Origin of the sequence: Rhizobium sp. SSA_523 (assembly GCF_030435705.1) — a bacterium.
Classification (GTDB): domain Bacteria; phylum Pseudomonadota; class Alphaproteobacteria; order Rhizobiales; family Rhizobiaceae; genus Neorhizobium.
The window spans coordinates 1,360,468-1,382,040 of sequence record NZ_CP129382.1 but is presented as its reverse complement, the minus strand read 5'-3'; the positions used below and the strand labels follow the sequence as shown (position 1 = coordinate 1,382,040).

Here is a 21,573-nt window from a genome sequence, read left to right as displayed (position 1 = left end):
CGTTCAAGAGGAAGACACCGTATATGAATGCCCATCTTCAGCCGACCGGTTCGGCCTATTTCATTTCCCCGGAAACCGCCCGCCAGGAGCGCCACACGCTTTCGGTTCTGGTGAGCAACGAGCCGGGCGTGCTGGCGCGGGTCATCGGGCTGTTTTCCGGCCGCGGCTACAATATCGAAAGCCTCACCGTTTCGGAGACCGAGCATGAGGCGCATCTGTCGCGCATCACGATCGTGACCGCCGGCACGCCGACGGTGCTGGAGCAGATCAAGGCGCAGCTCGACCGGATCGTTCCGGTCCACCGCGTCGTCGACCTGACGGTGCGGGCGGGCGAACTTGGACAGGAGCGGCCGATCGAGCGGGAAGTCGCGCTGGTCAAGGTGGTCGGAACGGGTGAGTCCCGCGCCGAAACGCTGCGCCTGGCCGATGCCTTTCAGGCCAAGGTGGTGGATGCCACCACCGGCCATTTCATCCTCGAAATCACCGGCAAATCCTCAAAGATCGACCAGTTCGTGGCGATCATGCAACCGCTCGGGCTGATCGAAGTCTGCCGGACCGGCATTGCGGCGATGAACCGCGGCCCGCAGGGCATGTGAGATCCGGGACCCTGCTTTGCCATGTTCGGGGCAATGTGCCCGGCATGGGATTGCTGAGCCGTCCCGCAGGGATATGGCGAAAATCGCCATATCCCACGTCGCGAAGCCATGATGCCTGTTGGATTGACCGGCGGCTTCGCTCCTCAAACTGAACGATTTTCTCTAATACCACGCGCCAAATCCTGATTGCGTTTTGACCCTAAAGCATGGCGAGCGGCTGCTTTCGCGCAGGCGGCGGGAAGGCGGCATCCAGAGAGGCCCAATCCTGCGCGCTGATCTGAAGATCGATGGCGCCTCGGTTTTCCTCCACGCGTGCCGCGCTGGAGGTCTTGGGAATGGCGGCCAGTCCCTCGCGTCTCAGCACGAAAGCCAGCGCGATCTGCGCCGGCGTTGCCTGGTTCGCCTTGGCGATCCGGATGAGCTCGGGATGGCGCAGCAGCCGGCCCTGTTCGATGGGGGAATAGGCCATTACGGCGATGGAATGCGCGCTGCACCAAGGCAGAAGATCGAATTCAATGCCGCGCCGCGTGATATTGTAGAGCACCTGGTTCACCGCGCAGGCCGCGCCGCCCGGCACCGCAAGCAGTTCCTCCATATCCTCGACATCGAAATTGGAAACGCCCCATTCGGCAATCTTGCCGTCCGCTTTGAGGCTCTCCATCGCGGCCACCGTCTCGGAGAGCGGATGCTCGCCGCGCCAGTGCAGGAGATAGAGATCGAGCCGCTCGGTGCGCAGGCGCCGCAGGCTGCTCTCGCAGGCTTCGATGGTGCCCTGCCGGCTGGCATTCCACGGATAGACCTTGCTGACGAGAAAGGCCTCGTCGCGGCGGGCGGCAAGCGCCTGTCCGACCAATTCCTCTGCGCCGCCATCGCCATACATCTCCGCCGTATCGATCAGCGGCATACCGCAATCCAGGGCGGCGTGAAGCGCCGCGATCTCGGCGCTGCGATGGGTCCGGTCCTCGCCCATTTTCCAGGTGCCGATGCCAAGCGCCGGCATTTGAGCGCCTGAAGGAAGGGCGATTGCCGGCATGGTGCGATGTGTGGTCCGGGACATGGGTCTGCTTCCTCTTTGCCGGTAAGACGGTCGCCTGTCGTGCAGGCGACCGTTTGTCATCATAGTTTGCCGCAACAGCCTATTCCATCCTCGGGACGGAAATGCGGCTCCGCAGACTTCGCCGAGGCGATCGTCGATCACAATCGTGCCTGTGTCGCCCCGGTTCGAAGGGGCGCCTGGTGCGGCGGGGAGAGAGCCTCGCCGCAACCGAACGCTACCTGGACCTTAGTTCAGGAGCTTCGGCCGGTCCCGGCACTCGTCATCCGTCTCGCGGACACCCACAATATGCTCATCGTTGAACTGCAGCGGGTTTTGAAGTGCCGTGTTGCGGAGGTCGTTGGCGAACCGCTGTGCCGGATTGGCCATTGCGACATTGGGCGTCACGCTGACATGTCCGAGCGGCAGATGCGGCGGATTTTCATCGAATGTGGCGGTGAAATGTCCGAAGCCGACCAGTGGCGAGGCATCTCCGACATTGGGAATGGCATTGACCGTATCCATCCTGAGGGCGCAGCGAAATTGCTGCGGCATCGCGTGGATCTGGGCAAGATCCTTATTGAAGGAGAGGCTCGGGTTGAAGGCGAAGCGGGCGGCGCGCAGGTCGAGTGCGCCCTGGTTGTTCGTCAGAAGGCCCCGGTAGATCTCCTCGGCCGAGGCGGCGCTGGCGCCGATCAGGCCAATGGCGATCAGCCCGAGGGCCAGCATGGTGCGGCTGGCGCGGCGGAGGGAGTTCAGCAAGCTATTCATCATTTATATCTCCGTTCAGGGGGAAAGGACCCCTGCCTTTCGCAGGGGCTGGTACGCCGGCTCCGCCCTTGCCGGAGTGGGTGGATGCATGGGCCCGCCGCAGGATCTGCGCGCGTGCCCTGCAGGATCTCGTGGCGCCCGCGGGCGGCTCGGCCCGCGGGTCGCGAAAGGCTCAATGCCAGTGGGGATCGGGCGTCGGGCGGATGATGTTGTCAGGCCCCATCATCACCGAATGGCTGTGGCGCGCCGGGCCGAAATCGAGCCTCAGACTGCCGTCCAGCTGGCCGTAATCCAGCACCTCGCCGGCGCGGCAATCGTTGAAATGCAGCCAGTAGGCGGCGGCATCGACGACGAATGTGGTGCTGACATTGACGTGGAATGGCGCGATCATCAGCGCTGCGCCGCCCCGGGCAATGCCGTGATAGAGCGGGTATTCGAAGTGGGCGTTCAACTGGCGGATCGTCAGGCCCTCCGCACCCGGCGTGCTGCGCAGATTGCAGAAGGTGGGGGCCGAGAAGCTGTCGCCCTTCAGGTCCACCAGATTGTCGCGATCGATATCGGCGGTGATGCTTTGCGAGATGACGAAGTGGCCGCCATTGCCGCCGAGGACCCGTTCGCCCCAGACGAAGCTCGTGGAATCGCGCCAGCTGAAGGTGACCCGCGTTCCCGGTGCGGCCGGCCGCGACAGCCAGGCCAGGCTGCGGATATGGGCGGAGCCCTCACAGCGCTCCGGGCGCTGGTACAGCACGAAATTCCCATGCATGTTCGAGCTGTTGATACATGTCAGGCGATAATGCATGTCGCGAAACTCCTGTCTGTGTGCGAGCGGGCAGGGATGGCCGCGCGCGCGGCGCGACCATCGGTTTTGGTTCGGAGGAGCGTCTGATCAGGAGACCGAGATCATGTTGTCGAGGCCGAGCACGGCCGTGCGGCCGGTGCGGGCGCCGCCATAGGTGACCTCGATCGAATTGGTCGTGTCCTGCACGTCCATGACATCGCCGGTTTCGAAATTGCCGAAGATGACCCAGTAGTTCGGGTGGGGCGTGAAGACGGCCGTCATGTTCGGCTGGGCCTGGACGGCAAAGGTGCCGGAGCCGGCCATGCCGATGCCGACCGAAGTGAGGTTCGGCTCGACATTGGAAAGCTGCTTGATCGTCAGCGAGCCCAGCGCGCCGCCGGAGCTGAGATTGGCGAAGGTCGTCGCCTTGCAATCATCCTTCTTGAGGTCGATCTGGTTCAGCGCGTTCGGATCGGCCCCGACGGTCTGGGACGCGGAATACTTGACGCCCGGCTTCAGGATCCCGGTCTCCGACCAGGTGAAGCAATAATCGAGGCCCCAGGTGAAGGTGACGCGCGAGCCCGGTGCCGCCGGCCGGGCGAACCAGGCAAGCGAGAAGACATTGCCCGGCATGGTCGAGGGAAGCGGCTTCTGGAAGACGGCAAAGCTTCCGGAAAGCTGGGAATCGTTGACGCAGGTCAGCGAATAGGTGGTCATGGATGTAAACCTTTCTGTTTCGGTTCGGTCGCCCTTCGGTTGGGGGAGCCGGAGACCCGTGCCGAGCAGGGGAGGCGGCAAGGGCTCCGGCTCATCCATCTCCGGCAGGTCGCGGGCGGTGAAACCAGCGGAGAGGGATCGGTCTGCGCCACAGGCGCAAAGGCAGGCGCCGGCGGCCGCGCAGGAAAGCCGCGCCGGTGTCAGGCCTGAGGAGAGATTGGTGGGGCGCTTTAGCGCCGGTCGATGATGGTGTCGGTCATCCTGTCGGTCATCCTGTCGGTCAGGGGTACCGGCATGGACCGATCCGGGCGCGCTGGCCGTCCCGGGTCGCTGCGGGATCCGGTCGGTGGGGCAATGACGGTGCCGGTGAAGGTCGCGTCGAAGGGTTTGAGAGGGGGAACAGGCAGGTCATGCGGCTTACCTTCAAACAATCGACCGGCGCTCCGAGGAACAAGCGGTCGGGGTTCTGGCGAGGGCTTTGTCCCGCCGTCTGCGGGTCTCGGCCTCTCTCGATGACGCTGAGACTAGGGTGAAGGGCTTGCCATGTCCTGCGGCTGGCGTCCCGGAAACTTGCATCAGCGTCCCGCGCCAGCCATGGCCGGCGCGCTCTTCAAGCTGACGCCGCGGGGACATCGTCAGGCATCGCGCAACTGGGTGAGCCACAGCAGGAGCGTCTTGACCGGATCGTCGGCGGCGCTTCCGGCGTGTCCGTGTACGGCAACGCGACCCTGCTTTGCCTGGCGCCGGAACATGCGGGGCGAGGTGCCATAGGTGCTGCGGAAAAGCCGGCTGAAATGGGCTTCGTCCTTGAAGCCGGCCTCGTAGGCGATCTCGCCGATCCGCCGGTGAAACAGGATCGGATCGGCAAGATGCAGCAGTGCCTGGCGCAGCCGGCGTTTGCGGATGAAGGTCTCGACGCCGCCTGCACTCTCGAACTGGCGGAAGAGCTGGCTGCGCGAGAGGCCGAAGCGGTTGGCAAGCGCATGCGGCGTCAGCGCCGGATCGTCGAGATTGTCCTCGATATGGCGGCGCAGGAGATGGGACCGTCCACGTGGATCGGAAGCATTCCGAACCGGTTCGGCCGAGCCGATGCAGAAAGCGAGCGGCATGCGCAGCACCGAGGCCAGCGCCAGCGCCTCCTCCCGCTCCGTATGCGCGGGCATGTTGGTCAGCAGTTGCGCAAGTTCCACCAGGAAAACGGTGGAGACCTTCTTGCCGCGCAGGAGGCGTGGAGCAAGAATATCCGGCGGCGCCACGCTTTGCGGCATGAACAGGCGCGGGATGACGAGGTGGATCGCATCACTTGCCTGCAAAGTGCAGCTCAATGGCGCCCGCAGATCGCTGATCGCCACATCGCCCGGACGCGCAAGCCGGATCGCGCCATCGAAGAAGGCGATGCTGCCGCGCAAGGGAATGGTGACCAGCAGATGATCCAGATCATCGAGGGCGGTCTGCGGCAGGCGGCGCATCAGGCGACCGGTGAAGCCGACGACATGGCAGACGAGGAAAAAGCCGAAGTGGAAGACCGTCAGGCTGGCATCCGGCCCCTCGGCGAAGAGTGCCCGACGCGGGGCGCATTCGAAAAGCGGTCCCAGAATATCGTGCCAGCCGCGCCGCTCCGGGGGGTCGCCAATGGCGAAGCTCACGCATTCGACCCCGCCGGAGGCGTCGGTTGCAGCCTTGCTGGACGGTTCGCGAACGCTCAAGCATGTCTCCGAAGAGAGGGTTGAGCGGACTATCGATCCAATTTCTTACAATTGTATCTAGCAATTTAGTGCAACTAATAGTGGCGGATCCTCGCCATTGTCGGCTTCTGCCGAGAGGGCGTCAGGCCGGAGGCAAAGCGATGATTTAATGAGACGGTATGTCATGGCTTGCACGCAGAGCGAAATTGACATTCGATAGGCGAGGGCGGGGGTCAACCCGGTGGCGAGTGCCCTGTGCCGCCCGCCAGCTGCAAGGAGAATGGGATGAACGGGACCGGACATCACGATCATCATCACGAGCACGAGCACGAACACGAGCACGAACACGAGCGCGACCATGATCACCATCACCACCATGGGCATGATCACGGGCACGACAATCATTATTCCGACATGCAGGCGCGGGTCGAGGCGCTGGAAACCATCCTGTCCGAGAAAGGGCTGATCGATCCGGCTGCCATTGATGCCATCGTCGAGACTTACGAGACCAAGGTCGGTCCGCACAATGGCGCAAGGGTCGTGGCCAAGGCATGGCTGGAGCCCGATTTCGCCGATTGGCTGCGGCGGGATGCGACATCCGCCATTGCCAGCCTCGGCTATAGCGGGCGGCAGGGCGAGCATATGCGCGCGGTCTTCAACACGCAGGAGACACATAATCTCGTCGTCTGCACCCTGTGCTCCTGTTATCCCTGGTCGGTCCTGGGCCTGCCGCCGGTCTGGTACAAGGCGCCGGCCTATCGCTCCCGGGCGGTGATGGATCCGAGGAGCGTCCTGCGCGAATTTTCTGTGGTGCTGCCGGAAGATACAAAGATCCGCGTGTGGGATTCCACCGCGGAACTGCGCTACCTCGTGGTGCCCATGAGACCGGCAGGCACCGAGGGCTTTGCGCTCGAGCAGCTCGCCGATCTGGTGAGCCGCGACAGCATGATCGGCACCGGGCTCGCCCGCCAGCCGGAGGCGACGCTATGAACGGGCCGCATGATCTGGGCGGGCAGATGGGTTTCGGCCCCGTGGCGCCGGAACCGAACGAGCCGTATTTCCATGCCGAATGGGAGAAGCGGGCGCTGGGGCTGACTTTGTCCTGCGGCGCCTTCGGGGCCTGGACCATTGACGAAAGCCGGCATGCGCGCGAGAGCATTGCGCCGGCCGCCTATCTGTCTGCGAGCTACTACGAAATCTGGATCCGGGCGCTGGAGACGCTGCTGACGCGGCATGATTTCGTCGCGCCGGAGGAACTCGCCGCGGGCCGCTCGCTGCGGCAGGGTGCCAGTCCCAAACGTGTCCTGACGGCAGATATGGTGGCGGGCGTTCTGGCACGCGGCGGACCATGTGACCGGCCCGTGGAAGAGCCGCCCCGATTCGTCGTGGGGCAGGCGGTGCGCACCCGCAATATCCACCCCACCGGTCATACCCGCCTGCCGCGCTATGCAAGAGCGAAGACCGGTTTCATCGAAGCCGTGCAGGGCTCCTTCGTCTTTCCGGACGCCAATGCCCATGGCGGCGGCGAGCAGCCGCAATGGGTCTATACGGTTGTCTTCAAAGGACCGGAGATCTGGGGCGAAGGCAGCGATCCCTCCCTCAGCCTCTCCATCGATGCCTGGGAGAGCTATCTTGAGCCAGTCTGATTCGTCCTCTTTGCTGATCCACGCATCCGGCCTGCCGCGCTCGGCGGAAGGCGACCCGGTCTTTGCGGAGCCCTGGCAGGCCAAGGTTTTCGGGCTGACGCTGCATCTTTATGAAAAAGGGCTGTTCACCTGGTCGGAATGGGCCGACCATCTGAGTGGCGAGCTTCACCGGCCGGGACGCTGCGAGGGTGGATCGGATTACTTCGAGGCATGGACGGCCGCGCTGTCGCAACTGCTGGAAGGCAAAGGTATCTTAGACCCTTCGACATTGCTTGCCCTGCAGCAGAGCTGGCAGCGGGCAGCCGAGGCGACGCCGCACGGCCAGCCGATCCTGCTTGCCAATGATCCGCAGCGCAGGCCGGATTGAACGCGGCGCGCCGTCTTTCAGGTTGCACTCCCGGTCCGAATCCTTGAAGGAAGAGGCATGCAATTTGCCCCGCAACAGGATGAGGCCCTGAAGGCCGTTTCGAAGTGGTTGAAGGACGGGCGCACGCCCGTCTTCCGGCTGTTCGGCTATGCCGGCACCGGCAAGACCACGCTTGCCCGCTATTTCGCCGATCATGTCGATGGCGAGGTTCTGTTTGCCGCCTTCACCGGCAAGGCCGCACAGGTGCTTCGCTCCCGCGGCGCGAGCAATGCCAAGACCATCCACTCGCTGATCTACCGGCCGCGCGGCGAGGAAGCGGTGGAAAACGAGGAGACCGGAAAGACCTCCGTCTCTCCCATGTTCTCCATCAATCGCCAGAGCCCGGTGGCCAAGGCGGCGCTTATCGTGATCGACGAATGTTCGATGGTGGACGAGCAATTGGGCCGCGACCTGATGAGCTTCGGCACGCCCATTCTCGTGCTTGGCGATCCGGGCCAGCTCCCGCCTGTGTCGGGCGGCGGTTTCTTCACCGAGCAGGATCCGGATTACCTTCTGACGGATATTCACCGGCAGGCGCGCGACAACCCGATCATCCAGCTCGCCATGCAGGTGCGCGAGGGCAAGGAGATCATGCATGGCGATTACGGCACGGCGCAGGTAATCTCCCGCAATGAGGTGAACCAGACCCTGGTGCTGGAGGCGGATCAGGTTCTGGTCGGGACGAACAAGACCAGGCGCCGCTACAATCAGCGCCTGCGGGAACTGAAGGGCTTCAGCCAGGCCTATCCGCAATCGGGCGACAAGCTCGTCTGCCTGCGCAATGATCCCGCCAAGGGCCTGCTCAACGGCTCGCTGTGGCAGGTGATGAGTTCCTCCCGCGAAACCGTCAAGCCCGGCATCAACCTGATGATTCGCCCGGAAGACGACGACATGGATCGTGGCGCGGCGAAGATCAAGCTCCTGAAGCAGGTCTTCGAGGAGGAGGGCGAAATTCCCTGGACCACCCGCAAGCGCTATGACGAGTTCGATTTCGGCTATGCGCTGACGGTTCACAAGGCGCAGGGTTCGCAGTGGAACAATGTCGTGCTGTTTGACGAGAGCTGGGCCTTTCGCGATACGCGCGAACGCTGGCTCTACACCGCCATTACCCGTGCGGCGCAGACGCTGACTATCGTGCGGTGATCGTGCAGGCCCGATAACCGCTTCCGCCGTTGAGGCGCGTCGGTTCGATCGCAGCCTGTCCGAAGCCCTCCAGCGCCTCGGGGCGACCGGCCGGTCAATGCGGAAGGATGCCGATCACCATGGCCTTGGCGGCCGCCTGGAAGCGGTTCGTCGATTCCAATCGCTTCAGCAATTCAGCCTCCAGCCGCGCGAGATCGCCGGGCGCCAGCCCCAGCCTCCGGGAAAGCTCGGCGCCGGCAAGGCCTTCCGCCGTTAAGGCGAGAAAACTGCGTTCGAGATCCGACACGGCCGGCAATGGCGCGCGCGCAGCCGATGGCGCCTGTGCCTCTCCCTCCGGCTCCTTCCCCTCCTGCGGTTTCTCGCTGGGAACCCGGATGCGGCGGATCTGACGGTTGATCTGCGAGAGGTCGGAGGTGATTTCGCGTCGGCGCTCCTCCAGAACGGTGGCGAAGAGCCGATCCGCCTCGTCCTGCGAGCGGCTCTGCCCGAGAGCCTGCATGAGGGCCTGGATCGCCGAGAGCGACATGCCGATATCCCGGCAGGCGCAGATGACGGCCATCCGGCGGATGGTCTCGCCATCATAGACACGCATCTGGCCGAAACGCTGTGCCGTGATCAGCATCTTCTCCTCGTAGAAATGCAGGGTACGGTGCGTCACGCCGAAGAGATCCGCCATATCGGCAATGGCAAGCGGAGCTTCGGAGGCGGGAAGCGGCCGGGCGATATCCGGCAGGAAACCGGCGATGCTGCGGCCGGCCAGATCGCTCAAGGCCTGGCCGCGCTCACGCTGGGGCACGTCTGCTTGCATGAAAACCTCCTTTGGGTTCTGCCGGCCTTACAGTTTGTCGGTACGGCCTGTCGGTCTTCCTGCGCTTGTCGGGGCGCTCCCGTCCGTTTATGAAAATTAGCAATTTTTAATATAAATGAAACGCTGATTACCCCATGACAAGAATTCATAGAATGCCTGCGCTTTTACAGGTCTTCCGGCGATGCGAGGCGTTGCCGGCCGGATGGGGTTTGCTTTAAAAGACGTCGGGAAACCCGAGGATGCACCCGATGCCTGCCAAGCTTTCCGTCAATCTCAATGCCATTGCCATGCTGCGCAACCGCCGGGATCTGCCCTGGCCAAGCGTTGCGCATCTTGGCCGCGTGGCACTTCAGGCCGGAGCCCATGGGTTGACCGTTCACCCTCGCCCGGACCAGCGGCATATCCGCTTCTCAGACCTTCCTGTTCTTCGTGCCCTGATCGACGATGAATTTCCACAGGCCGAATTCAATATTGAAGGCTATCCCAGCGAGGACTTTCTCACCCTTTGCGAGACGGTTGAGCCGGAACAGGTGACGCTGGTGCCGGATGATCCTGCGCAGGCGACATCTGATCATGGCTTTGACTTCCGCACCCAGGGCGAAATGCTCAAGCCGATCATAGCACGACTGAAGAGAAAGAACATTCGTCTTTCGTTGTTCGCCGATGGCGATGGCGACGAAGAAGCGGTTCGTCTGGCCAAGGCGACGGGAGCAGACCGGATCGAACTCTATACCGGTCCCTATGGCGGCTGTTTCGACGCGCCTGATCGGGCTGATACCATGCTCGACCTCCTCGGCCGCACGGCAGATGCGGCAAAGGCCGAAGGGCTGGGCGTCAATGCCGGCCATGACCTGACCGTCGCCAACCTGCCGGCGCTGGCTCACCGCATTCCGCATCTCGCCGAAGTCTCGATCGGTCACGGCCTGACGGCGGATGCGCTGGAATATGGCATGGCCGAAACCGTCCGCCGCTTCCGCCGGGCCTGCGGCGAGCCGATCTGACCACGCGCGAGGCGCAAAGTCACCGATGGGATGACGGCTGGCAGCGATGGCGCAGCGCCCTGACCTGCGCATGCCTGAATGGGTAAACCCCGTGCCGATCGATCGGGATCGCCACGGGGTAGTCTCAAAACATCATGACTCTCATCAGGACTCAGCCGGTCAGCCGAGCGCGGCGCGGTGCTGCTTGAAGAAGTCCGCGACCGTCTGCGCCTTGCGGCCGGTCAGTCTTTCGAAATCGTCCGTCACCATGTCGAAATTGCCCGCGCGGATATTGGCGTCGGTGCTTACCACCAGTTGCACCACGAATTCCGGCATGCCTGCGCCGCGCACGCCGCCAGCCAGTTGCTCGTCGGTCACCTGGACAATCTTCAGCGGTTTGCCGGCAATCTCCGAGACGATCTCGGCGATCTCGTCCGCCGTCAGCGATTGCGGCCCGGTGAGGGTGAGGATGGCATTGCCCTCCAGAGGCGATGCCAAAGCGGCCGCCGCGGCGGCGGCGCAATCATCGCGCGAGATGTTGGGCAGCCGTCCACCGGCCTGAGACGTGTACCAGGTGCCGGCTTCCAGATTGTGCGGAAGGCTCATGAAGTGATTGTCCGTGTACCAGGAATTGCGCAGGATCGTGTAGCGCAGTCCGCTCGCCTTGATGGCTTCCTCGGTGCCGAGGTGATCCGGGGCGAAACTGATGACGGATTTGTCGGGGTTCGGCATGGAGGTGTAGAGGATGTGGCCGACGCCCGCCTTCACCGCCGCGGCAATGGCTGCCTTGTGCTGGGCAAGCCGCTTGCCCGGGACCGCCAGTTCATCCGTCGAAATCAGCAGGAGACGATCAATGCCGGCAAAGGCCTTTTCGAGGCTTGCGGGATCGTCGAAATCGGCAGCGCGCGGCTCGATACCCTTTGCCGTCCAGTCGGCGAGCTTGTCCGGGTTGCGGCTCGCCGCCACGATGTCGCCGGCGGGCACCCGTCCATCCGCCACCAAGTGCGACAGGACCGCGCTGCCCAGATGACCGGATGCGCCGGTTACGAGAATTTTCGTCATGATGTCACGCCCTTCAAAGAGGCCGCCTGGCGGCCCGGAAAACCTGCTCTCATTATGAGAGTAACACTAGAATAGGAATTGACCAGAGCCTGTAAAGGAGGCAGTTTCGCGGGAGATCGTTACCTTGAGGGAACCACCATGGATCAGCGCACGCCCCGCGAACTCCTGACAAGCGCCTCCGGCGAGGCCGAGCAATGGAATGCGGATAATTGCCCGGTGCGCGACGTGATGAACCATATCGCCGGGAAATGGGCCACATTGCTGCTTCTGGCGCTGTCGGAGAAGCCGTATCGCTTCGGCGAATTGCGCCGGCTGGTGCCCGATATTTCCCAGCGCATGTTGACCCAGACGCTGCGTGACCTGCAACGCGACGGCTATATCGACCGGACGGTGTTTCCGACCAAGCCGCCGAGCGTCGAATACAAGATGACGCCCCTGGGCCAATCGCTCTTTGAAAGGCTGCGGGGCGTCATGGAATGGGCGGCGACGCATCACAAAGAGATCCGGGCGGCGCGCGAGAGCTTCGATTCGTCCGAATTGGCTGCCTGAACAGGTCCCCGGCCTGGGTCCTCAGCCTTCCGGCTTCGGCAGGCTCCGGTCATTGCTGCATTTGGCCAGCGGAAGCTGCTTCACTGAACGGATCCCCGTTATGCGCATCCCGGCTCTGTCCGTTTCCACCGACATGCAGGCACAGGCATAGCCGTAATTGCCGTTGGTCTTGACGAAGTCGCCGGCGGAGAAATCCGGCAAGGTCTCGATCCCGGTCGGCTCCACATCCGATCCCTGGGTGAGGATCGTCCAGCTCCCGTCCCGGTCGTCCAGCCAGTAATTGCCAGGCGTGGGGTTCTGCACCCAGCCGCAGCGATTCTGTGCCGCTTCTGCCGGAAGTGCCGCAAGGCCGACGCCAAGTCCAAGCGAGCATATCAACGCGTGTCCGGCGATCATGATTGTGCGCATGGGGTGAGCGTCCTCCGTCTCGTCCCGCCTTTGATAAAATGTTCCCGGCATTTTTGCCAGAGCCTTCACGAAGCTCTTGACGGATCGATTTGAGCCGCTTAAACGACAGGAACCGTACCGTACGGTACGCAATCGTGGGAGAGCAAGTCAGGTGTCCGCCGAACTGTCAGAATTGCCGGAGTTTTCGCCCCGCCAGAACGAGGTTCTGGAGCAGGCGCTCAAGCTTTTGGTGGATGGCGGCGAAAAGGCGCTGACGACCTCCGGTCTTGCCCGCGCCGCCAATTGCTCCAAGGAAAGCCTTTACAAATGGTTCGGCGATCGGGATGGCCTGCTGGCCGCCATGATCGCTTTCCAGGCCATGAAGGTGCGCACCTTCGAGCGCAGCGGCGGCCGGTTGACCGCCGAGCTGCTGCGCGAACATCTGGAAACCTTCGGCCGCGATCTTCTGGAGGTCTTGTCCGGCGATGTCTCGCTGGCCCTGAACCGTCTTGCGGTCGGCCAGGCGAGCCGGGAAGGCTCCAAGCTCGGGCGCCTGCTGATCGAGCATGGTCGCCGGCAGATCGACCGCCGGGCCATTCTGCTGATCGAGGCGGGCCGGCGTGCCGGTCTGCTGCGCTTCCAGGATGCCGACAGTGCCTATCACACGCTTTACGGCCTGATCGTCTCGGACCTGCATGTTCGCATGCTGCTGGGCGAGCCGGGGCTGAAAGACAATCAACGCCAGGCGGCGAGGGCGGTGGATGCCTTCCTGACCCTGCATGGCGTTTCACAGGATGCCGGGAGTGCCGAACGGGCAACCGCGGTTCGTTAGTTCAAAATCCAAACAACGCAAGTCAAGGGAAGGACGAAACACATGCGCGTCTATTATGATCAGGATGCCGATCTCAACCTCATCAAGTCGAAGAATGTCGTCATCGTCGGCTATGGATCGCAGGGCCGCGCGCATGCGCTGAACCTGAAGGACTCCGGCGCCAGCAATGTCGCGATCGCGCTGAAGGCCGGCTCCCCGACGATCAAGAAGGCCGAAGCCGATGGCTTCAAGGTCATGACCGTTGCCGAAGCCGCTGCCTGGGGCGATCTTCTGATGATGGCCACGCCTGACGAATTGCAGGCCGATATCTACAAGAGCGAGATCGCCCCGAATATTCGCGATGGCGCGGCAATCGCCTTCGCCCACGGTCTCAACGTGCATTTCGGCCTGATCGAGCCGAAGTCGACCGTCGACGTCGTCATGATCGCGCCGAAGGGCCCCGGCCATACCGTGCGCGGCGAATATCAGAAGGGCGGCGGCGTACCGTGCCTGGTGGCCGTACATCACAATGCCTCCGGCAATGCTCTGGACATGGCTCTCTCCTATGCTTGCGGCGTCGGCGGCGGCCGCTCCGGGATCATCGAGACGAACTTCAAGGAAGAGTGCGAAACCGATCTCTTCGGCGAGCAGGTCGTTCTCTGCGGCGGCCTGGTGGAACTGATCCGCGCCGGTTTCGAAACGCTGGTCGAAGCCGGTTATGCACCGGAAATGGCCTATTTCGAGTGCCTGCACGAAGTGAAGCTGATCGTCGACCTGATCTATGAAGGCGGTATCGCCAACATGAACTACTCGATCTCCAACACCGCTGAATGGGGCGAATATGTCACCGGTCCGCGGATCATCACGGCAGAAACCAAGGCGGAGATGAAGCGGGTCCTCAGCGATATCCAGAGCGGCCGTTTCACCTCCGAATGGATGCAGGAATACCGGTCCGGGCTTGCTCGCTTCAAGGGCATTCGCCGCATGAACGACAGCCATCAGATTGAGGAAGTCGGAACCAAGCTGCGCGCCATGATGCCCTGGATCGGCAAGAACAAGCTGGTCGACAAGGCCGTCAACTAAGACCGAGACCCGGACGCTTTCATCCGAAGGCGTCCCATCGAAGCTCCCCGACTGAACGATTCCCCCGGAGTTCGTTCAGTCGGGCCAGGATCTGCCGGTCCCTTACCGCATGTTTGCTGGCGCAAGCCGGATCGGCAGACGCCTCCATTCCTGTAGCGTCAGGCGAACAATCCGAAAATGGCCCGGGACTTCGGAGCCTATCCTCGACGCATTGAGTCCGGCAAAAGCGGTTAGACGCTTCCGCCTCAAGTCGAGAACAGCGGCGCATCGGCGCCGGCGGGACTGCCGGGAGTGATATCCGGCGCCTGTTCCACCCGGTTGCGGCCTTGCTGCTTGGCCCGATAAAGCGCCTGATCGGCCATACGGAACAGGGCGGCTGCGCCATCCGTCGGCTTTTCCGAAAGACTGGCCACGCCGAGGCTGATCGTCACCGAGGCCGTGCGCTCGCCGACATTGATGTCCAAATCGCCGATAATCACGCGGATGCGTTCCGCCAATTCGACGGCCGTCCGCCTGTCAAGCTGCGGCAGGACTGCGGCAAATTCCTCGCCGCCATAACGCGCGATCAGACAGTCCCGGGGTAGAGCGAGGGTGGATAGCGCCGCACCGATGGCCGCGAGACAGGCATCGCCCGCCTGATGACCGAAAGTATCGTTGAACGGCTTGAAATGATCCACGTCGAACAGAATGAGCGAAAGGGGCAGCCGGCTGGCCGATGCCTGGATGGAAAACTGCCGGTCGAAGGCGCGGCGATTGGGCAGGCCGGTGAGTTCATCGGTCAGAACCTTGCGCTGCAGCTGCTGATTGGCCTGCCGCAATTCCTCATTGGTGCGGGCAATCTCGTCCAGCAACTCGTCCTTTTCCCGCTCGGCCTCCCATTGGCGAAGGCGCGGGCGGATCAGCGTGCGCATCTGGCCCAGCTGGAAGCAGGCAAGCAGTATGGCGGCCGGCGCGACAATCCAGTCGCCATGGGCAATGCTGGTTCCCACCACCTGGATGACCAGAAGCAGCGTCTGCCCGATGAGAGGCAGGGGCGCCATGTAGGCGCGCGCGGTGGAGGCCAGCACAATGGCGCAGGCCACGGTGAGGGCAATGAATTTCGCATCCTCCGGCGCATCGATGAGGATGAGCGCAATGGATGCGCCCCAGGCCGTGCCCGATGTCAGCACGCAGACCAGCAGAAAGCGGATCCAGAACCGCAAATTGCGCCGCCGATTATAGCGGCTATAGATAAAGCCCGCAATGCCGCGCAGCAAAAGGTGGAGGAGGGCAATCCCGATTGCCCCTTTCGCGAAGCGGCCCGCGCCCATCTCCAGCGAGTAAAGCGCTGCCAGCAGGATACCGCCGGTCGCCATCACATGCGGCCAGATCGCAAAGAGATCGTCCAGCAATTCCCATTTGAGCGGCTCTGGGTGCCGACCCTTGAACAGGGTGGGCTGAAGCATGTCGGACCAGGAAATTTTCATAGTTTTCGCTGAATTACTAATGTTATCCAACCGTAAGCAGTAAAATTGAAAAAACCATTAGCAAAAATTGAGGTCTGTTTCGACTTTGCTTGGCAGCTCATCCGGCGGGACACGATAACATACGCAAGGGGCAAGACATCGGATCAGAGCTCAGGTTCCAATCTCACGCAGCCGGTTGGGCTTCGAAAATCAGCTCCTGCCATTGCGCGTTATCCGGCTCTTCGTCAATGTCTCTCCAAAGGTTTCGGCGCGCGCGCCCTCGAAATGGCAGACGACGCGAAACCTAAAAAGTCTATAGGTCAGTATTGCTGACCTGTTGGAATTTGTGCTATGAAAAACGCCATAAGATTGAAATAAGAGGAAACATCCGTGCTCGATTGGGATCATATTTTTGCGACTCGCTCCTCCCGCATGCGCGCGTCTGAAATTCGCGAACTGCTGAAGCTTCTGGAGCGGCCCGACATCATCTCCTTTGCAGGAGGGATTCCGGATCCGGCGCTGTTTCCGGATTCGGCCTTCAAGGATGCCTATGCGGAGATTTTTTCGAGCCCGCAGGTCAATGCGGCTCTGCAATATTCCGTCAGCGAAGGCTACAAGCCGCTGCGCGAATGGCTGGTGCTGGAAATGGCCAAGCTCGGCATTCCCTGCAGCGTCGACAATGTCTTCATCACCTCCGGCTCGCAGCAGGCGCTGGATTATCTCGGCAAGCTCTTCCTGTCGCCCAACGATACGGCGCTCGTTACCTGGCCGACCTATCTCGGCGCGCTCCAGGCCTTCAACGCCTATGAGCCGAGCTATGATCAGCTGACGCTGAATGGCAACCGGACGCCGGAGGCCTATCGCGAGACGGCGGCCAAACAGGGCGGCGCGGTGAAATTCGCCTATCTGTCCGCCGATTTCTCCAATCCGACCGGCGAGACGGTGGATCGCGAAGGGCGCGAGAAGCTGCTCGATCTGGCCGACGAACTGGATATCGCGGTGATCGAGGATGCGGCCTATCAGTCCCTGCGCTATGACGGCGATCCCATCCCGCCGATCCTGGCGATCGAGATCGCCCGCAAAGGCGGTATCGAGAACACCCGCACCATCTATTCTGGCAGTTTCTCCAAAACCTTGGCGCCGGGCCTGCGCGTCGGCTTCGTTGTCGCCAACATGCCCGTCATCCGTAAGCTCGTGCTGATGAAGCAGGCGGCCGATCTGCATTCCTCGACGATCAACCAGATCGCCATTGCCAATGTGGCCGAGCGGATCTTCGGCGAGCAGGTGGCGAAGGTGAAGGCCGCCTACAGCGCCAGGCGCGATGCCATGCTCTCGGCCCTGGCGAAATATATGCCGCCGGGCACCAGCTGGACCAAGCCGGAGGGCGGCATGTTCGTCTGGGTCACGCTGCCGCCCGGTTTCGACGGCGCGCAGCTGCTTGCCCGCTCGATCGAGACGGAAAAGGTCGCCTTCGTGCCGGGCCAGGCCTTCTTTGCCGATCGCTCCGGTGCCAATACGCTGCGTCTGTCCTTCTCCTGCGCCAATGAGGCGATGATTGAAGAGGGCATCCAGCGTCTCGGCCGGCTGGTGCGCAATGCGGCCGCCCAGGCGGCCTGACGCCGCCATGGCTTCCTGACCCTTGAACGGCAGACGCGTAACGATAGAGGGTCCCGCGCGAATGTGCGGGGCTCTTTCGCTTTGTTGTGGTCTCCCGACGATTCTGTCACATATCTGTTAGCCAGACATGGTTTAGCGGGATGATTATCCAGAGGAGATGGCCCCCGATGAAGATCCTACGTTCCGCACTGACTGCTCTTGCTGCGCTCGGCGCCTTTGCCGGGTCGGCTCAGGCTGCTGATCTCGTCATCTATACGAGCCAGCCGAATGAAGACGCGCAGGCCACTGTCGATGGTTTCAAGGCTGCCAATCCGGGCATCGATGTCGAATGGGTGCGCGACGGCACCACCAAGATCATGGCCAAGCTGATGGCCGAGATCGAGGCTGGCAAGCCGGCCGCCGATGTTCTGCTGATCGCCGACACGGTGACGCTCGAGCGGCTGAAGCAGGACAAGCGCCTGATGGCCTATGTCTCGCCGGAAGCCAAGGCTTACGAGGCCTCGCTTTTCGATGCGGAAGGCTATTATTACTCCACCAAGCTCATCACCACCGGCATCATGTACAATACCCAGGCGTCGATGAAACCGACGAGCTGGAAGGACCTTGCCAAGCCGGAAGCCAAGGGCCTCGTCACCATGCCGAGCCCGCTCACCTCGGGTGCGGCACTCATTCACGCCCAGACGCTGAGCGGCAATCCGGCCCTCGGCTGGGATTATTATCGGGCCCTGAAGGAGAATGGTGCGACCGCTTCCGGCGGCAATGGCGCCGTTCTCAAATCGGTCGCCTCCGGCGAGAAGGCCTATGGGGTCGTGGTCGACTACATGCCGATCCGCGAAAAGGCCAAGGGTGCGCCCATCGAATTCGTCTTCCCGACGGAGGGCGTGTCCGCCGTGACGGAACCGGTCGCCATCCTGGCCGGCACGCAGCATGCGGATGCGGCGAAGAAATTCGTCGATTACGTGCTCTCCGAAAAAGGGCAGGAGGGCTTCCTGAAGCTCGGCTACATTCCGGCGCGCAACGGCATGCCGGTTCCGGAGGGCTTTCCCGGCCGCCAGTCGATCAAGCTGATGCCCTTCAGTGCCGCCGAGGCCTTGAAGAACAGCGAGCAGGACCTGAAGACCTTCAGCGACATCTTTGGCGGCAAGGGCTGATTGTCATTGGACCTCAAGCGTGCCCTGATGAACGCGTGCCTCCTCCCATGTCACGCAGAACCATGCTGCCATGTGCGGAAACGGCATGCGTAGACACAGCATGAACAGCGCTTCGCCAAAGGTCGCCCGCCCACGCCATGCTCCAGACCCGGGAAGCAGCCAGCCGCGCTGGCTGTTTCCCTTTGTCTTCGCCATTCTGCTCCTGCTCAGCATTCTGCCGCTCGGCCGGCTCGCCGTCACTGGTCTCCTCTCCCTGGCCAGCGGCGGCGGCGACGGATTGCTTGGCGATCCGGCGCTCTGGACGGCGCTCTGGCACACACTGACGACCTCTTTCCTCGGAATGCTCGTCTCCGTCGCGATTGGCGGGAGCTTCGCCCTGCTGCTGACGCTCTTCGACATCCGGCTGAAAACGGCGATCGGTTTCCTGTTCATGCTGCCGATGATGATTCCGCCGCAGGTCACCGCGCTTGCCTGGCTGGGCCTGACAGGCCCGTCCAGCACGCTGCTGAAGGCGCTAGGACTGGCGCCGCCGCTCGGCAGCCCGCAGCCGCTGTATTCCATCGGCGGAATTGCCCTTCTGCTCGGCGTGCAGAATGCACCGCTCGTCTATCTTGCGCTGCGCGCCGGCCTTCTGGCGCTGCCGCGGGACGGCGTGGAGGCGGCCCGCCTGTCCGGCGCCTCGGCCCTGCAGGTGCTGCGCGATATCATTCTGCCGCTCGCCCTGCCGGGCTTTGCTGCCGGGGCGGCCATGGCCTTCGTCTCCAATGTCGGCAATTTCGGCATTCCCGCCATCCTCGGCATTCCGGCATCCATCTATACGCTGCCGACGCTGATCTATGCGAAATTCGCCAGTTTCGGCCCCAGCACCTTCGCCGATATTTCCCTGCTTTCCGGCCTCATCGCGCTCCTGTCTTTGGCCGGTCTGACAGTCGAGGAACGCCTGCTGCGCGGCAGGGATTACCGCATTATCGGCCTGTCCGGGCGTTCGGCGGTGTTTCAGCTGATGGGCTGGCGGGTTTTCTCGGAGGCCCTCCTGTGGCTGGTGCTGTTTCTGATCCTCCTCCTGCCTTTCGCGGCGCTGGTATCCTCCTCGCTCGCGCCGGCCTATGGCGTGCCCCTGACCCTGCAGACCGCGACCCTCTACGCCTATGAAGAGGTTCTGCTGCGCCAGTCGATCACGCGCACGGCCTTCAGCAATTCCATCGGCCTGTCGCTGGCCACGGCCTTTGGCCTGCTGCTGGTCACGGTGGTGATGGCCTATGCGGTGTCGCGCAGCGGACCGCGGCTTGCAGCGCTGATCAATGCGCTGGCCGACATACCCTATGCGCTGCCCGGCATTGTTCTGGCGGTTGCCTGCATTCTCCTCTTTGCCGCGCCTTTGCCGCTTCTCGGCGTCTCCATCTATGGCACGATCTGGATCATCCTGTTTGCCTATTGCTCGAGTTTCCTCGCGGTGAGCCTGCGCCCGCTTGTCAGCGCCTTCCGCCAGCTGGATCCGTCGCTGGAAGAGGCGGCAAGGCTCGCAGGTGCGGGGTTTGGCCGTCGGATGCGCGATATTCTGGCGCCGTTGATCGCGCCGGCCGCCGGCGCGGCGGTCATCCTCGTTTTCCTCATCGCCTGCAATGAGTTGACGGTTTCGGCATTGCTCTGGTCGGCGGGGACGCAGACGCTTGGCGTGGTCATCTACAATCTCGACGATAGCGGCAGTTTCAACCTGGCCTCGGCGCTGTCGGTGCTCGTCGTGCTGATGGTTCTCGTGATGATGGTTTTGCTGGAACTGATGGCAAGCCGCTTGCCGAAAGGAGTGGTGCCTTGGCGCAGTTGATGCTGAACCACCTGTCCAAGGATTTCCACACCGGCCGGCCGGCTGTCGACGGCGTGTCTATGACGATCCGCGAGGGCGGTTTTCTGGCGCTGCTCGGTCCCTCCGGCTGCGGCAAGACGACGGTTCTGCGCATGATTGCCGGGTTCGAGCGCCCGACCGGCGGCGAAATCTATCTGGGTGAATGGCGGCTGGCGGATGTCAACGGCATGGTTGCGCCGGAAAAGCGCAATATGGCCATGGTTTTCCAATCCTACGCGCTCTGGCCGCATATGTCGGTGGCGGAAAATGTCGGCTATCCGCTGAAGGTGCGTGGCCTTGGCCGCGCCGAGCGGGACCGCCGGACTGCGGAAGCGCTGTCGGCTGTCCGGCTGGAGGCCTATGCCGATCGCCGCCCGGCGGAGCTTTCCGGCGGCCAGCGGCAGCGCGTGGCATTGGCGCGCTGCCTGGTGACGGAGCCGAGCGTGGTGCTGCTCGATGAGCCGCTTGCCAATCTCGACCGCCATCTGCGCCAGGAGATGGAGGAAACCTTCCGCGACTTCCACGCCCGCTCCGGCGCCACGATGATCTATGTGACGCATGATCAGGCCGAGGCCATGGCGCTGTCGACCGATGTCGCGGTCATGGCCGAAGGTCGGCTCTTGCAGATGGCAGCGCCGGAGGAGATCTATCAGCGCCCCAATGGCCGCACGGTCGGCGCGCTGATCGGCCAGGGTGCCATTCTCTCGCTCGCCTGGCCGCAGACCGACCAGCGGTTGGCGGACTGGTCCCTGCTGCGCGAGCGGTTCGACCGAGGCGCGGCCGGATCGGCCAATGCGCTCGATCTTCTGGCCGATGTGCTGGTGCGCCCGCAGGATGTCGTCATTTCGGACGAGGGGCTGGATGCGCAGGTCGAATCCGCCATCTTCGAAGGGGAGCGGCATGCGCTGAAGCTCCGGCTCTCCGACGGTCAGCGCCTGCGGGCCTTCAGCCGCCGGCCGTTGCGGCAGGGCGACAGGGTGCGCGTGGTGATCCGCTCCGCCTGGCGCTTGTAGGGCGGGGCGGTTGTAGAGAGCGGCGAAGGCGCTATGTTGACCATCCCAC

Annotated in this window: 22 protein-coding genes; 13 read left to right on the top strand and 9 right to left on the bottom strand. The window is 63.0% G+C overall.

What is annotated here, in order from left to right:
• Window positions 1–23: 23 nt before the first annotated feature.
• Window positions 24–596: an acetolactate synthase small subunit gene (gene ilvN / locus QTJ18_RS15120; protein WP_252751017.1), complete on the top strand. Its 573-nt coding sequence runs from the start codon at window positions 24–26 to the stop codon at window positions 594–596.
• A 199-nt stretch (window positions 597–795) separates the two neighbouring features.
• On the opposite strand, the gene QTJ18_RS15115 is transcribed toward ilvN, so the two are convergent.
• The 5 genes from QTJ18_RS15115 to QTJ18_RS15095 form a co-directional block, all read right to left on the bottom strand.
• Complete coding sequence (locus QTJ18_RS15115) at window positions 796–1,653, bottom strand: aldo/keto reductase (RefSeq protein ID WP_252751016.1); 858 nt, start codon at window positions 1,651–1,653, stop codon at window positions 796–798.
• Window positions 1,654–1,878: 225 nt separating this feature from the next.
• Entirely contained in the window at window positions 1,879–2,403 is a 525-nt protein-coding gene (locus QTJ18_RS15110) for a hypothetical protein (protein ID WP_252751015.1), read from the bottom strand.
• Window positions 2,404–2,572: 169 nt separating this feature from the next.
• Entirely contained in the window at window positions 2,573–3,199 is a 627-nt protein-coding gene (locus QTJ18_RS15105; protein WP_252751014.1) for a hypothetical protein, read from the bottom strand.
• Between the two features lie 87 nt (window positions 3,200–3,286).
• A complete protein-coding gene (locus QTJ18_RS15100; protein ID WP_252751013.1) occupies window positions 3,287–3,895 on the bottom strand; it encodes a protein rhiA in 609 nt (202 codons plus the stop codon).
• 635 nt (window positions 3,896–4,530) lie between these two features.
• Entirely contained in the window at window positions 4,531–5,601 is a 1,071-nt protein-coding gene (locus QTJ18_RS15095) for a helix-turn-helix domain-containing protein (protein WP_252751012.1), read from the bottom strand.
• A 264-nt stretch (window positions 5,602–5,865) separates the two neighbouring features.
• On the opposite strand from QTJ18_RS15095, the gene nthA reads away from it, so the two are divergent.
• From nthA to QTJ18_RS15075, 4 genes are read left to right on the top strand one after another with little or no spacing between them, the layout of a single operon-like run.
• The gene (gene nthA / locus QTJ18_RS15090) at window positions 5,866–6,570 is read left to right on the top strand and encodes a nitrile hydratase subunit alpha (protein ID WP_252751011.1); all 705 of its coding nucleotides are present in this window, start codon (window positions 5,866–5,868) and stop codon (window positions 6,568–6,570) included.
• A complete protein-coding gene (gene nthB, locus QTJ18_RS15085) occupies window positions 6,567–7,226 on the top strand; it encodes a nitrile hydratase subunit beta (RefSeq protein ID WP_252751010.1) in 660 nt (219 codons plus the stop codon). Before nthA ends, nthB begins: the two co-directional genes overlap by 4 nt.
• Window positions 7,213–7,593 (top strand): nitrile hydratase accessory protein, encoded by a 381-nt coding sequence (locus QTJ18_RS15080; RefSeq protein ID WP_252751009.1) that lies wholly within the window; start codon window positions 7,213–7,215, stop codon window positions 7,591–7,593. The genes nthB and QTJ18_RS15080 overlap by 14 nt, the downstream gene beginning before the upstream one ends.
• Window positions 7,594–7,650: 57 nt before the next feature.
• Window positions 7,651–8,775 (top strand): ATP-dependent DNA helicase, encoded by a 1,125-nt coding sequence (locus QTJ18_RS15075; protein ID WP_252751008.1) that lies wholly within the window; start codon window positions 7,651–7,653, stop codon window positions 8,773–8,775.
• A 94-nt stretch (window positions 8,776–8,869) separates the two neighbouring features.
• On the opposite strand, the gene QTJ18_RS15070 is transcribed toward QTJ18_RS15075, so the two are convergent.
• Window positions 8,870–9,583 (bottom strand): MerR family transcriptional regulator, encoded by a 714-nt coding sequence (locus QTJ18_RS15070; protein WP_252751007.1) that lies wholly within the window; start codon window positions 9,581–9,583, stop codon window positions 8,870–8,872.
• Window positions 9,584–9,831: 248 nt separating this feature from the next.
• Between QTJ18_RS15070 and QTJ18_RS15065 the strand changes: the two genes are divergently transcribed.
• Window positions 9,832–10,584, top strand: a complete 753-nt coding sequence (locus tag QTJ18_RS15065; protein WP_252751006.1) for a pyridoxine 5'-phosphate synthase — start codon at window positions 9,832–9,834, stop codon at window positions 10,582–10,584.
• A 159-nt stretch (window positions 10,585–10,743) separates the two neighbouring features.
• Here QTJ18_RS15065 and QTJ18_RS15060 read toward each other — a convergent pair whose 3' ends face one another.
• Window positions 10,744–11,628 carry an SDR family oxidoreductase gene (locus QTJ18_RS15060; RefSeq protein ID WP_252751346.1) on the bottom strand — a complete coding sequence of 295 codons (885 nt, stop codon included), beginning with the start codon at window positions 11,626–11,628 and terminating at the stop codon, window positions 10,744–10,746.
• Between the two features lie 135 nt (window positions 11,629–11,763).
• Here QTJ18_RS15060 and QTJ18_RS15055 point away from each other — a divergent pair, with 135 nt between their 5' ends.
• Entirely contained in the window at window positions 11,764–12,174 is a 411-nt protein-coding gene (locus QTJ18_RS15055; RefSeq protein WP_252751005.1) for a winged helix-turn-helix transcriptional regulator, read from the top strand.
• A gap of 21 nt (window positions 12,175–12,195) precedes the next feature.
• Here QTJ18_RS15055 and QTJ18_RS15050 read toward each other — a convergent pair whose 3' ends face one another.
• Entirely contained in the window at window positions 12,196–12,582 is a 387-nt protein-coding gene (locus QTJ18_RS15050) for a DUF4087 domain-containing protein (RefSeq protein WP_252751004.1), read from the bottom strand.
• 151 nt (window positions 12,583–12,733) lie between these two features.
• On the opposite strand from QTJ18_RS15050, the gene QTJ18_RS15045 reads away from it, so the two are divergent.
• Both QTJ18_RS15045 and ilvC read left to right on the top strand, forming a co-directional pair.
• Entirely contained in the window at window positions 12,734–13,393 is a 660-nt protein-coding gene (locus QTJ18_RS15045; protein WP_252751003.1) for a TetR/AcrR family transcriptional regulator C-terminal domain-containing protein, read from the top strand.
• A gap of 42 nt (window positions 13,394–13,435) precedes the next feature.
• Complete coding sequence (ilvC, locus tag QTJ18_RS15040; RefSeq protein WP_252751002.1) at window positions 13,436–14,455, top strand: ketol-acid reductoisomerase; 1,020 nt, start codon at window positions 13,436–13,438, stop codon at window positions 14,453–14,455.
• Window positions 14,456–14,700: 245 nt separating this feature from the next.
• On the opposite strand, the gene QTJ18_RS15035 is transcribed toward ilvC, so the two are convergent.
• Window positions 14,701–15,921 (bottom strand): GGDEF domain-containing protein, encoded by a 1,221-nt coding sequence (locus tag QTJ18_RS15035; protein ID WP_252751001.1) that lies wholly within the window; start codon window positions 15,919–15,921, stop codon window positions 14,701–14,703.
• 369 nt (window positions 15,922–16,290) lie between these two features.
• Here QTJ18_RS15035 and QTJ18_RS15030 point away from each other — a divergent pair, with 369 nt between their 5' ends.
• The 4 genes from QTJ18_RS15030 (at window position 16,291) to QTJ18_RS15015 (ending at window position 21,524) form a co-directional block, all read left to right on the top strand.
• Entirely contained in the window at window positions 16,291–17,517 is a 1,227-nt protein-coding gene (locus tag QTJ18_RS15030; RefSeq protein WP_252751000.1) for an aminotransferase-like domain-containing protein, read from the top strand.
• A gap of 167 nt (window positions 17,518–17,684) precedes the next feature.
• Window positions 17,685–18,668, top strand: a complete 984-nt coding sequence (locus QTJ18_RS15025; protein ID WP_252750999.1) for an ABC transporter substrate-binding protein — start codon at window positions 17,685–17,687, stop codon at window positions 18,666–18,668.
• A 100-nt stretch (window positions 18,669–18,768) separates the two neighbouring features.
• Window positions 18,769–20,493, top strand: coding sequence for an ABC transporter permease (locus QTJ18_RS15020; RefSeq protein WP_252751345.1), 1,725 nt, complete (start codon window positions 18,769–18,771; stop codon window positions 20,491–20,493).
• Window positions 20,481–21,524 carry an ABC transporter ATP-binding protein gene (locus tag QTJ18_RS15015; protein ID WP_252750998.1) on the top strand — a complete coding sequence of 348 codons (1,044 nt, stop codon included), beginning with the start codon at window positions 20,481–20,483 and terminating at the stop codon, window positions 21,522–21,524. Before QTJ18_RS15020 ends, QTJ18_RS15015 begins: the two co-directional genes overlap by 13 nt.
• Window positions 21,525–21,573: the final 49 nt, after the last annotated feature.